Source organism: Paenibacillus sp. GbtcB18, from assembly GCF_019091125.1.
GTDB lineage: Bacteria > Bacillota > Bacilli > Paenibacillales > NBRC-103111 > Paenibacillus_F > Paenibacillus_F chitinolyticus.
The window spans coordinates 58293-71091 of the sequence record NZ_JAGXJX010000002.1; the positions used below are offsets into that span (position 1 = coordinate 58293).

Annotated in this window: 9 protein-coding genes; 4 read left to right on the plus strand and 5 right to left on the minus strand. The window is 55.5% G+C overall.

What is annotated here, in order from left to right:
• Positions 1 to 25: 25 nt before the first annotated feature.
• Both KVT34_RS05485 and KVT34_RS05490 read right to left on the minus strand, forming a co-directional pair.
• Positions 26 to 2425 (minus strand): 3-hydroxyacyl-CoA dehydrogenase/enoyl-CoA hydratase family protein, encoded by a 2400-nt coding sequence (locus tag KVT34_RS05485; RefSeq protein WP_217557385.1) that lies wholly within the window; start codon positions 2423 to 2425, stop codon positions 26 to 28.
• Positions 2426 to 2470: 45 nt separating this feature from the next.
• On the minus strand, positions 2471 to 4639 hold the full coding sequence (locus KVT34_RS05490) for a (Fe-S)-binding protein (protein ID WP_217557387.1): 2169 nt from the start codon (positions 4637 to 4639) through the stop codon (positions 2471 to 2473).
• 269 nt (positions 4640 to 4908) lie between these two features.
• Between KVT34_RS05490 and KVT34_RS05495 the strand changes: the two genes are divergently transcribed.
• From KVT34_RS05495 to KVT34_RS05505, 3 genes are all read left to right on the plus strand, one after another.
• Positions 4909 to 5493, plus strand: coding sequence for a fatty acid metabolism transcriptional regulator FadR (locus KVT34_RS05495; protein ID WP_217557388.1), 585 nt, complete (start codon positions 4909 to 4911; stop codon positions 5491 to 5493).
• A gap of 54 nt (positions 5494 to 5547) precedes the next feature.
• Positions 5548 to 6309, plus strand: coding sequence for an electron transfer flavoprotein subunit beta/FixA family protein (locus tag KVT34_RS05500; RefSeq protein ID WP_217557390.1), 762 nt, complete (start codon positions 5548 to 5550; stop codon positions 6307 to 6309).
• Between the two features lie 75 nt (positions 6310 to 6384).
• Positions 6385 to 7356 carry an electron transfer flavoprotein subunit alpha/FixB family protein gene (locus tag KVT34_RS05505; protein ID WP_217557392.1) on the plus strand — a complete coding sequence of 324 codons (972 nt, stop codon included), beginning with the start codon at positions 6385 to 6387 and terminating at the stop codon, positions 7354 to 7356.
• A 319-nt stretch (positions 7357 to 7675) separates the two neighbouring features.
• Here KVT34_RS05505 and KVT34_RS05510 read toward each other — a convergent pair whose 3' ends face one another.
• Complete coding sequence (locus tag KVT34_RS05510) at positions 7676 to 8134, minus strand: hypothetical protein (RefSeq protein ID WP_254634624.1); 459 nt, start codon at positions 8132 to 8134, stop codon at positions 7676 to 7678.
• Between the two features lie 320 nt (positions 8135 to 8454).
• Entirely contained in the window at positions 8455 to 9315 is an 861-nt protein-coding gene (locus KVT34_RS05515; RefSeq protein WP_217557397.1) for a MurR/RpiR family transcriptional regulator, read from the minus strand.
• Positions 9316 to 9927: 612 nt separating this feature from the next.
• Here KVT34_RS05515 and KVT34_RS05520 point away from each other — a divergent pair.
• Positions 9928 to 11499, plus strand: a complete 1572-nt coding sequence (locus KVT34_RS05520) for an FAD-dependent oxidoreductase (RefSeq protein ID WP_217557399.1) — start codon at positions 9928 to 9930, stop codon at positions 11497 to 11499.
• 128 nt (positions 11500 to 11627) lie between these two features.
• Here the strand turns inward: KVT34_RS05520 and KVT34_RS05525 are convergent, their stop codons facing one another.
• Positions 11628 to 12680 carry a metallophosphoesterase family protein gene (locus KVT34_RS05525; RefSeq protein WP_217557402.1) on the minus strand — a complete coding sequence of 351 codons (1053 nt, stop codon included), beginning with the start codon at positions 12678 to 12680 and terminating at the stop codon, positions 11628 to 11630.
• Positions 12681 to 12799: the final 119 nt, after the last annotated feature.

Here is a 12799-nt window from a genome sequence, read left to right on the forward strand (position 1 = left end):
TGTTCTCCCCTCGCTTCGTCCTGAATTAGTTGCGCAGCGGCTTGCCTTTGGACAGCATATGCTGCATCCGCTGCTGGGTTTTCGGTTCGCCGCACAAGCTCAGGAACGCCTCGCGCTCCAGATCCAGCATGTATTGTTCCGACACCAGGCTTCCGGCCGGAACGTCTCCTCCCGCCAGCACGTGTGCCAGTTTGTTCGCGATAAGCTCGTCGTGGTCGCTGATGTAGCCGCCGAGCTTCATCGTATACGACGCGATTTGCAGCACCGCTTTGCCGCTGTCGCCGACGACCCGGATCTTCTCTTCCTGCGGAAGCACATAGCCTTCGCGATCCATGGCCAGCACCGCCTGCTTGGCGGTATAAATCCGGTGATCGCCGTTAAGGACGACGGAGTCTCTAGGGCCCATATAGCCGAGCCGCTTCGTATCGTAGCCGCTGCCGGACACCTTCGCCATTCCGATCGTTTCAAAGTAATGGTTAATATACGGCTGGAGGTCCACCTCGGGATTACCCGCGGCAAGCCGGCTGCTCCGCAGCGCCATTTCCTTGCAGCCGCCTCCGGCCGGAATGACGCCAACCCCCACTTCGACCAGGCCGAAGTAGGTTTCCGGCGAGAAAATAATCCGGTCCGCTGGCAGACACGCTTCGACACCGCCTCCGAGCGTCATGCTGTGAGGCGCGGCGACGACCGGCTTCTCCAGCTTTTTCAGCGTCATCATAGCGTTCTGGAACAGGCGGATGATGCTGTCCACTTCATCCCATTCCCCGTCCTGCGCTTCCATGAGCAGGATCATCACGTTCGCTCCCACGCAGAAGTGACGGCCTTCATTGGCGAGGACCATGCCGCGATAGTTTCGCCTCACTTCTTCCGTGCTTTTCTGCACCATGGTCAAAATATCGGCGCCAATCGCATTGTTGGGCGAATGGAACTCCAGACACGCCACGCCGTCGCCGATGTCGATCAGGCTCGCCCCGCTGTTGCTCAAAATCGTTTTATTTTGCTGCTTAAGCGCTTTTAACGAAATATGTTCCGGACGCGTGTCGGCTTCCTTATACGTGCCCCGGTTGTAATAGAACGTCGTGCCTTCACGTTTTTCGTAAAAGCCGGTATGCCCGGCCGCAAGCCATTCCTTCACCCAGGCAGGAACCGTATCCCCTTCCTGTTCCATTCTTTTGACCGAGCGCTCCAGACCGATGACGTCCCACAATTCGAATGGCCCCAAATCCCAGTTGAAGCCCCACTTCATCGCATTGTCGATTTCCACGATGGAATCGGCGATTTCTCCCAGTTTGCCGGCCGAATAAAGCAGAACGGGTTTGACCACGTTCCAGGCCAGCTCGGAATATTTGTCCGGGGTCGCGAGCAGCGCTTTGATTTTACCGGCCGTGCCTTTGGCGTTCTTGGCCGCTTCCAGTGACGCAGAGGAAACTTTCCGCGACGGCGCATATTCCATGCTCCCGAGATGAAGGGCCTGGATTTCTTTTCCTTTTTCGGTTTTTACCTTCTTATAAAAGCCCTGACCTTTCTTCTCGCCGATCCAGCCCTGCTCCACCATGGCAGTCAATGCCGCCGGAACGTCGAAAATCGTTTTCTCCGCTTCGTTATCGACCAGGTCGTATACGTTCCTGGCGACATGTACGAAAGTGTCGAGTCCCACGAGATCGAGCGTGCGGAAGGTGGCGCTTTTCGGTCGGCCGAGGGCAGGCCCCGTTACGGCATCGACTTCTTCCACGGTGTAACCTTTCTCCAGCATTTCCCGGAGGGTGACGAGCAGCCCGTACGTGCCGATCCGGTTGGCGATAAAGTTCGGCGTATCCTTGGCCGTTACGACGCCTTTTCCGAGCCTCTTCTCGCAAAAATCAGCCATGAAGCGGAGGATTTCGGGATCGGTAGATTGTCCCGGAATGATTTCGAGCAGTTTCATATATCTTGGCGGATTAAAGAAATGAGTGCCTAAAAAGTGCCGCTTGAATTCCGGGCCGCAGTCCTCCGCCATCGCTTGAATCGAGATTCCGGACGTATTGGAGGATACAATCGTTCCCGGCTTCCAGACCTGCTCGATCCGGGACAGGAGCTGCTTTTTCACGTCCAGGCGTTCCACGACCACTTCGATAATCCAGTCGACGCCCGCTAATCGGGCCAGGTCGTCTTCCAAGTTTCCGGGCGTGATGCGTGCCGCAAACGCTTCGCTGTACAGCGGAGCCGGATTCGTTTTTTTCAGCCTTTCGATCGCTCCCGCCGCCAGTCGGTTTCTTACTTTCGGGTGCTCCAGAGTCAGACTCGCTTTCGTTTCCTCGTCCGTCAAAACCGTCGGAACAATATCCAGCAGCAGACACGAAATGCCCGCGCCCGCCAAGTGTGCCGCAATGGCCGCCCCCATCACGCCGGAGCCGATAACGGCCGCTTTTTGAATCTGATTCACCATGTCGGATTCCCTCCTGATCTTCGTCTGCCGTCCGGCCGTTTCATCTTACGAAACGGTCTGGAACGGCGCCGGTGCCTTCGCACCAAAAACGGATTCTTCGAGTAGTTCTGCGATATCCCGGGTTTTGATCGTTTCTTCGGCCTCTTTCATTTTCGCGCCGTCTTCCATCATAGTCAGACAGTACGGACAAGCCGATGAAATCACCGTCGGATTAACTTCCAGCGCCTGCTCGGTCCGGGCCAGATTGACTCTCTTGCCGGCCGTTTCCTCCATCCACATCATGCCTCCGCCCGCGCCGCAGCACATCCCGTTCTCACGGGTGCGGGTCATTTCAACCAGCTCCACGCCGGGAATCGCTTTGAGGATGCTGCGAGGCTGATCGTAGACGTTATTGTAACGGCCGAGGTAGCACGAATCGTGATACGTGATCCGTTCGTTCACCTTATGGCGCGGAGTCAGCTTTCCGTTGCGGACCAGTTCATCCAGAAGTTCCGTATGGTGAAGAACTTCGGCCTCCAGTCCGAATTCGGGATATTCGTTCTTCAAGGTGTTGTACGTATGCGGGCAGGCCGTCACGATTTTGCGTACCCCGTATTTTTGGAAAATCTTCGTATTTTCCTCGCAGAGCTGCTGAAACAAAAACTCGTTCCCCAGCCGTCTCGGGGTATCGCCGGAGTTTTTCTCTTCGTTGCCGAGAATGGCGAAATTGACGTTCGCTTCATTCATAAGACGGACAAACGAACGCGTGATTTTACGGCTCCGGTTGTCGTAAGAGCCCATCGAACCGACGAAGAACAGGATGTCGAATTCCGGATTTTCTTTCACCGTCGGAACATGGAGCTCGCCTTCGGGATCGATTTCCTGCACCCACTTGGCCCGGTCGTTGCGCGATATTCCCCACGGGTTGCCCTGGCGCTCGATGTTTTGCATCGCCCGCTGGCCGTCATGCGGCATAGAGCCCTGCATGAGAACGAGATGCCTGCGCAAATCGACGATTTTGTCGACATGCTCGTTGGCTACCGGACACTGGTCTTCGCAGTTGCGGCACGTCGTGCAGGACCAGATTTCCTCTTCGGTCATGACATCGCCGACCAGCTCCATATCCTCCGGCTTTTTGTCCATCGTCACCCAGGAGTGCTTCTGCGCGTTCATCGTCGGAGCGATATCGGTGATGCCCGAGCCGTTCCAAGCGCCCAGCTCATGACCTTCGGCGTTCATCCCATGCACCGAACTCCCCGGGAAAACGAAAGCGGGCACCCAAGGGGATTTGCTCGTAACCGCCGCCCCCTTCTCCGTTAAGTGATCGCGCAGCTTCACGATCATATGCATCGGCGAAAGCATTTTGCCGGTACCCGAGGCCGGACACACGTTGGTGCAGCGCCCGCATTCCACGCAGGCGTACAGGTCAAGCATCTGCTTCTGCGTCAAGTCTTCGATCTTGCCGAGCCCGAAAGATTCCGCTTCCTCGTCTTCCAGATCCAGTTTCCGCAGCCGTCCGGCGGGTTCTCGTCTTTTCAGCAAAATGTTAAGCGGCGCCGTAAGGAGATGGAAATGCTTGGACTGGGGCACATAAACCAGGAACGCCAGCAGAATGAGCAGGTGCGCCCACCAGAACACGTGATACAGAACGACGGCCGCCCCGAAAGGCATCCACCCGAACCCGGCGGCAAGCACGGACGAGATCGGCGCCATGGCGGACGGTTCCAGTCCTTCCCGGATGCGGTCGAAAGCGAGCGTGAGAAGCACCGAAACCATCAGGCTGAAAATAAAGTAGACGACCAGACTCGGCTTCCATCCTCTTTTCAGCCGTTTCAGCTTCTCTCCGTACCGGCGGTACGCGGCGTAACCCATCGCGATCAGAATAGCCGCGACCGTGATTTCCTGGATCAGGCCGAAAGCTTCATAACCGGGAAGCGGCAGTCCGCGGCCGGAGAGCCCTTTTACGATAATGTCCAGCGCGCCGAACTGAAGGATAATGAATCCGTAAAAAATAACGATGTGCATGATACCGCTTTTCTTGTCCTTCAGCAGTTTCGTCTGGCCGAACACTTGAACGGCGAAATCTTTGAGCCTCTCCTTAAACTGCCCTCCCCAATCGACCGGCTGCCCGAGCCGCACATACAAATAACGGTGATACACAGCCTTGGCGAACAGGTAAACGCCGAATCCCGTCACGCCCAGAAACAGAATCAACTGTACGATCGCTCCCAGCATCGGAAACAACCCCTTTCTCGGATGCCATACATTTTCTATTAATTCCACCATATAAAGCGTTTTCATCACCCCGGCAAATAAAAGCATGGTTCTCCTGCAAACGTTCGGATCAAACATGCTTTTCTCATGGTGCCAAAACCTCGGAACTTCGCCTTTACAGCGGGTCATTCAGTCATTGACATTGCCCTGGATCTATTTTATGATGGCTGTAGAAAATGAATGAGTATTCATTCACTATTTAATTCGTATTTTAGCACCGAGGTGATTCCATGACAAGCAAAAAAAAAGAAAAATATGATTTAATTCTCGAAGCTGCGTTGAAAGTATTCGCCGAACACGGGTTTCACCGCTCTCAGGTTTCCAAGATCGCCAAAGCGGCCGGCGTCGCGGACGGTACGATTTATTTGTACTTCAAAAGAAAGGAGGATATTCTCATCTCCTTGTTCCGCGAGAAGCTCGGAGAGCTTGTAGGCAAGTTCCATATGCATATCGAGCAGACCACCGGCGTTAAGGAAGCGCTTCGCAAAGTTTGCGAGATCCATTATACGGAGCTGGAAAATAACGTCGATCTCGCCTTCGTTACTCAAATCGAGCTTCGGCAAAGTTCGCTTGAGCTTCGCAAGGAAATAGGAAAAGCCGTTAAGCCGTATATTGAATTAATCGAGAAACTTCTCATGCAGGGCGTCGAGGAGAAATTGTTCCGGGCCGACCTCGATGTGAAGCTGACCCGTCTGCTGCTGTTCGGAGCGATGGACGAAGTCGTCACCTCCTGGCTCATTTCCGGACGCAAATATTCCTTATCCGCTCAGGTGGACGGCACCGTGCAGTTCTTTCTTCAGGGAATTCAGGCTTAAGAGCCGGTTATCCATAGAGGATACTCATTTCAAAAGAGGAAGGGGACAACAGCGATGGACATTATCGTGCTGCTGAAACAAACGTTTGATACCGAGGAAAAAATCGTGCTTGAGAACGGACAAATTTCGGAGGATGGCGTCAAGTTTGTCATCAATCCCTATGACGAATACGCAGTCGAGCAGGCTATTCAGCTCCGCGACGAGCAGGGCGGCAAAGTCGTCGTCGTTTCCGCCGGTCCGGAGCGTTCCGCCGAAGCTCTGCGGAGCGCGCTCGCCATGGGAGCCGACGAAGCCGTCCTGATCAACGATGAGCGAATAGGCGGCGATGAGCATGCCGTGGCCCAGGCGCTTCATGCTTTCCTGTCCCGGGAAACGTACGACCTCCTTCTCGGCGGAAACTTCTCCGTCGACAACGGCGCCGGCCAGGTGGCCGTCCGTCTGGCTACGCTGCTCCGTATCCCCCACGTCAGCTCGATTACGAAGCTTGAGATTGCCGGCGGGAAGGCAACCGCTCACCGAGACGCCGAAGGAGATTTGGAAGTGGCGGAAGTGACGCTCCCGGCGCTCTTCACGGCCCAGCAGGGATTAAACGAGCCCCGCTATCCTTCCCTGCAGGGAATCATGAAAGCCAAGAAGAAGCCGTTCCGGGAAATCACACTGGACGATATCGGTCTCGACGCGGTGGAATCCCGCACCGAACGCGTGGATTTGTTCCTGCCGCCTCCGCGCAAGGCCGGAAAAACCCTCAAAGGCGAACCCGCGCAGACGGCTGCGGAGCTTGTGCGGCTTTTGCGTACGGAAGCGAAGGTTATCTGATCGGTCCTTTGATTTTTCCGCGGTCATTTTGCGCACTTATTCCCTTTACGAGTCCATTTAGGAGGCGACTGAATCATGTCCAACACATACCTGATTGTAGCTGAAGCTAAAAGCGGCGCTCTGCGCCAGGTCTCTTTCGAAACGATCGGAGCGGCGAAGGCGATTGCCGCCGAAGGGGATTCCGTTCTCGCCGCCCTGATCGGCTCGGGCGTGTCCGGCCTGGCCGGTGAACTAGCCGCATATGGCGTCCAGAAAGTTTACGTGACCGATCATGCCGACCTCAAAGACTACAACCCCGAAGCTTACGGCAAAGCGCTTCACGACATTATCCGGCAAGCGGAGCCCGACGCGGTCTTGCTGGGCCACACCGCCATCGGCAAGGACCTCGCCCCGCAAATCGCTTCCCTGCTCGGGGCCGGACAGATTTCCGATGTGACGGCCGTTGAATCGGACGGCGGCAAAGCCGTGTTTACGCGCCCGATCTATGCAGGTAAAGCGCTTGAGAAGAAAGCGTTTACCTCACTCCCTTGGGTCGTTACCGTCCGGCCCAACAACATTGCCGCCCCCGCTGCCGCGGAAGGCGCCTCGGCTGCGGTCGAGAACGTGGCGTACGAAGCTCCGTCCCTTCGTACCGTCATCCGCGAGGTCGTCCAGAAGACCTCGGGCCAAATCGACCTTGCCGAAGCCAAGGTCGTCATCTCCGGCGGGCGCGGCGTCAAGAGCGCCGACGGCTTCAAGCCGCTCGAGGAGCTTGCCGGCGTGCTCGGCGGAGCGGTCGGTGCGTCGCGCGGAGCCTGCGACGCCGGGTACTGCGACTATGCGATGCAGATCGGGCAGACCGGCAAGGTGGTCACGCCCGAGATTTACATCGCATGCGGCATCAGCGGCGCCATCCAGCATCTGGCCGGGATGAGCGGGTCGCGGGTCATCATCGCGATCAACAAGGACCCGGAGGCGCCGATCTTCAAAGTCGCCGACTACGGGATCGTCGGAGACCTGTTCGATGTCGTGCCGCTGCTGACGGAAGAATTCCGCAAAGCGCTGTGACCGGCGATTGCTGCGACCGTTCGCAGAAGCGCCAAAAAAGCCCCGAACATGCCGGTAATCCGGCCGTGCTCGGGGCTTTTTGACAAGCAGGCGGGGCGTGGCCCGCCGTTGGTTCCTGCCTCGCTGCGCGGGTTTTACGCAGCCAGGCCGTCTTCTCACGGGGCACGCTACTGGCCTCCGCCCGTGGTTTAGCTCTCTCACGCCACTCGGGTTAAACGCTTCGCATGATGACGGGTGTGGCGGCGTAATGCTCGGGCTTTTCGCGCTTCCCCGCTTTCGGGTTTGGCGCTTCCTGGACTCCGGCCGTAGCGGATTTGCGTTATTCACGGCGCTCACGCGTAAGTTTTGCCCCCAGCCACTTCCAGATCGCATACAGCGCCGTGCCTGCCGCTGCGGCAAATCCCGTTGTCCGGGCTTCGAGCAAATACGATTGACCGCCCTCCAGCCCTCTACCGGCTTCGGCTGCCGAAGACCAGCCCGCTCCGCAGTAAAAAGCGTAGAGAACGAACAAGAGCATGCACAGGAGCGTTTTCAGACTTTCCGCGAATCCCTCCGCTCGTTTATAGCCCATATAACGTAAACAGCCGCTAAAAAGAATCACCGTCAGAAGAAGAACCGAAGCCCACTCCTGCCTGGAAACAAAACCCGCCGGCTCGTTTTTGCCCAGATGATAGATCCAATACGCATGTTCGGCCAAGCCGATCAACAGAATGACCGGGACCGCCGTCCGGTATGCCCTGCTTTTCATAAACCGTTCCAACCGGGGCGAAGAAAACATGCGGTTCCTCCTTTTCTCCGCCACTTTCCGTTTTTCAGACGGCAACACCGTTTCCTCCCCGCCTAAGAATTAGGGCTTCGCTAACACTATACGGGTTTCTTGCCGGAAACATGTCTGATAAGGACAAGCGGCCGTTTACCTTATCTTTATCTGGCAACATTTGCCATCCCTTCCATCCTGCTATAAACTGAAGAAGTAAGCTTGCCGCATTTATTTTCAGCGTGACCGATCCCGGCACGGATGACGACCGGCGGTTCATCCCTTCCGGGAGCAGCAAAAAGCCGGGACCCGTAGGCCCCGGCTGCGCGCAGGAGTAGCGATTAGTACAGTTTATCCAGAACAGATTTCGCCGTGTGCTCCAAAGCCCGGTACGTCTGATCCTTCATTTGCATAGCAACGGCCGTGGATAGAATATCCAGCAGATGGATCTGCGCCAGCTTCGAGGAGAAAGCTCCGCCCTGCAGAGGCGTTTCCTTCGCCGTAGCGAGCAGAACGACATCGCTCTGATTCGCAATCGGCGAGCGTGCGTGGTTAGTCAGGCAGATGATGTAAGCGCCTTTCTGCTTGGCCAGGCGTACAGCGTCGACAAGATCTTTGGTGCTGCCCGACGAGGAAATACCGACGACGACGTCGCCTTTCTCCACCAAAGACGCGTTCATGGCGATAATATGGCCGTCGGAACCGGCGTCCACATTAAATCCGAGTCTCATGAACCGGTATTTGGCATCCTGGGCGGTAATCCCCGAGGACCCTACTCCGAAAAACAAAATTTTTCGTGCCGCCAGAATAGCGTCGATCGCTTGCTGCAGCTCCTGGACGTTGAGTAAAGATGTCGAGTTCTGCACCGCCTGCGAGTTTTGGGAGGTCATTTTCTTCATGATCTGGTCGAGATCGTCGCTTTCCTCAATCTTGCCGTGCACCTGCTCGCTTGGCGTAGCCAGCACCTGGACGAGCGATAATTTAAATTCCTGATATCCCTTGTAGCCCAGCTTGCGGCACAAACGGATGACGGAGGTTTCACCTACTTCCGCTTTCTCCGCCAAGTCCGTAATCGTATAGAAAACGGTAGCTTCAGGATCCTTTAATACGGTGTCGGCCACTTTCTGCTCGGACTTGGTCAGTGAGGAATAAATACTGTTGAGGAGCAGCAGCGAATTGTTCAAATCGGCGATTTTGCTCATAGATGGGACTCCTTTTCGTCATTCTGCGCGGTCAGACAATCAGTTCACGGTTTTCTTTTCTAGTCTCTACATGAATAGTACTTGAAACTAGGCGATTTGCCTAGTGCATCTCCATATTTTTCAAAGTTTGCCTGCACGCTCGGACGGTCGTTTTCTGTAGTTTTCTGTCACACAAAGGAGTTTTCATGCTGATAAACGTCGATTTTTGGGCGGAGAGCACTTCTTCTTTTTAACTTATATTTACTATTATTTATCAGTTCCAGCAATATATTTTATTATTAATATAGGTATAAAGACCTATACAATTGTTATAATTATACTGATTTTTATTTCAGTTATTAAACAGAATAACATCCAGGAATAGCCGCTTTTATCCCCCGCATAGAAACTAGAAGTCCTTTTTATTTTTTTTAAAACCGCAGTAAATTTTTTTGAAAAAAGGTTGGGAAAAACGTAAACAGGCACCGCCGGAAAAAGGGGCCCTTCTTTTTTATTCGCACAAGCCCGGCTCCAAAATGAGACTTTGGTCGTATTAAAACAAGAACATATGTTTGCTAAAATAAAGATGATTCCAATATCAGGAAAATATATAGACTGTGGAGGGATTCAACTATGAACCGTGAACTGAAAGCAGATGTCGTGATTATCGGTGGAGGTGTCGGGGGCTGTGCGGCCGCTCTTGCTTCCGCAAAAATGGGATTGAAAGTAATTATGACGGAAGAAACCTATTGGATCGGCGGACAATTGACCAGCCAGGCGGTACCGCCGGACGAGCATAAGTGGATCGAGCAATTCGGCTGCACCCGCAGCTTCCGGCAGTTCCGCAACGGTGTGCGCTCTTACTACCGCGATTATTTTCCGTTAACGACGGAGGCGCGCGCCATCGTCAATCTGAATCCGGGCAACGGAGGAGTAAGCCGCCTGTGCGCGGAACCGAGAGCCATGCTTGCGGTTCTTGAGCAGATGCTGGCTCCTTACGTAAACAGCGGCAAGCTTACTATTCTTACGCGCCACCGCATTACAGCAGCCGAGACGGACGGAGATAAAATCAGGGCCGTCAAAGTAAAGCACTTGGATCTGGGTCACAAGCATACGTTAACCGCTCCGTATTTCCTGGACGCGACGGAGTGCGGGGACGTTCTTCCTCTCGCGAAGGTCGAGTATGTGACAGGTGCCGAGTCCCGCAAAGATACAGGGGAGCCGAGCGCGCCGGAAGTCGCCAATCCGAAGGATATCCAGGCGTTTACCGTCTGTTTTGCGATGGATTATTTCGAAGGCGAGAATCATGTCATCGCCAAACCGAAAGATTACAACTTCTGGCGCAACTATAAAGCGGACTTTTGGCCGGACAAGCAGCTCAGCTGGATTTCGCCGAATCCGGTGACGCTTGAGCCTGCGGAAGATACCCTGTTTCCGGGCACCGACAAATATCCGCTGTTCAACTACCGCCGGGTAATCGATAAGGCGAATTTTATGCCCGGTACGTTCCCGAGCGATATTTCCCTTGTGAACTGGCCGCAGAACGATTACTGGCTCGGCAATATTTATGACGTTCCCGAAGCGGAAGCGAAGAAAAATCTCGAGCAGGCCAAGCAGCTCAGCTATTCCCTGCTCTACTGGCTCCAGACCGAAGCGCCGCGTCCGGACGGCAAAGCCGGTTATCCCGGCCTGCGTCTGCGTCCCGACGTCGTCGGCACCGAGGACGGCATGGCTCAAGCGCCGTATATCCGGGAATCCCGCCGGATCAAGGCGGAATTCACCGTCAAGGAACAGCACGTCAGCACGGCGATCCGCGGCGACAAGGGTGCGGAAGTGTTCCCGGATTCCGTCGGGATCGGCGCTTACCGGATCGATCTCCATCCGAGCATGACGGGACGGAACTATCTGGACGTGTCCTCCCTTCCGTTCCAGATTCCGCTCGGCAGCCTCATTCCCGTCCGGGTCAACAATCTCCTGCCGGCTTGTAAGAACCTCGGCACGACCCATATTACGAACGGCTGCTATCGTCTCCACCCGGTGGAATGGAATATCGGAGAAGCGGCGGGATTCCTTGCAGGATACTGCGTACAGAACGGATATCAGCCTCGTGAAGTTCATGCGGACAAGACGAAACTGGAGGGGCTGCAAAATATTTTGTCCTGGAACGGCGTAGAACTCGCATGGCCGACCATCACCCCGCTGTAATCCCCCTCGAAATGCCCGGGCTTGAACCGAAAAGCCGCCTTTATGCAGAACGCTCTGCTAAAGGCGGCTTTCCCCGTTTGCCCGGCGGCGGCCCGGTTCCCGGATTTCCGGTCCGGCTCCGCGGCTAGTCAGTATCGCTTAACAAATCGTGCCGAAGACAGCCACTCCCCCGTATTGTGCCGGCGTCCGCGGATCGTGACCGAATGAGGCTCCACCTCGACGAGGACGCTTTCGCTTTCAACGGGCGCGGCAGGGTCGATGCCGTCTCCGATGGGTCTGCGGACAGAGGAGGTCCCCATATGAGAGCAGCCGTCCTCGAAATAAATCCCCGGACTGGCCAGCGTGTAATGGGTGTGCCCCGAGAAGAAGCACACGTTTGGGTGCCGGCCCAGCAGCTTTCTAAGCCGCACATCCTGCACGACCCCCTTCTCAGCGGGATCATAACTTCCCGCCACCGTGTGAGGAAGCGGCTGATGCAGGAAGACAAACACCGGCCGCTGACGGCCATGCCGGCGGTATGCCTCTTCCCCCGCGAAGTCCGCCGGCTGTAGTCCGGCCTCTTCCTCCCCCGGGGAAGCCGCAGTCCCCGCTTCGCCGCGTACGGGACCGGCGGCTTCAAGGACTGCCGGGTCCGCCTCGGACGCGGAGGCGGTTTCGGCCAGGCTTTGCGCTGCGGCATGGCGCGGATGGGATTCCTCCCGCAGAATCCGCTCCAGCCAGGCGAACTGCTCGTCGCCGATCCAGGCGTCCTCCCGGATAGCCGGATCGGTGTCGCGGTAGCGCTCGGCGCTCATAAAGACGAAGCGCAGCCCCTTCAGGCGCAGGTCGTAATAAGGCAGGGGCTTTCCCAGAAAGCCGAGAAACCTTGCCATCGCTTCCGCCGTCGACCATCCGTTCGGGAACGTATCCACGCTAAAAACCCCGTCGTTATACCACATACGGTAATATTCGTGGTTTCCGTTCGTCACATAGACGGGAACACGGACATGTTCGGACAAGATACGTTTCAATACCGTATAATCCTCGGCGAATCCCTCGGTTAAATCCCCGTTTATAACGATAAACTCGGGCGGATGCTTCATGGATGCGTAATCTTTCAGGCAGACTTCCAAACGGCGGTGAGACTCGGGATCCCATGCTACCACATGAATATCGGACAATACCGCAAACGTAAATTTCATGGATCTGCACCTCTTCTCTTCCTCTAAAGGATTGAAAAGCTTATGTCTGCAGCCTCTGCTGAAACCACATACGGCCTATTAACCTTTCCGGTTCTTCCGGCAGTTTGTCGCTGTTATCA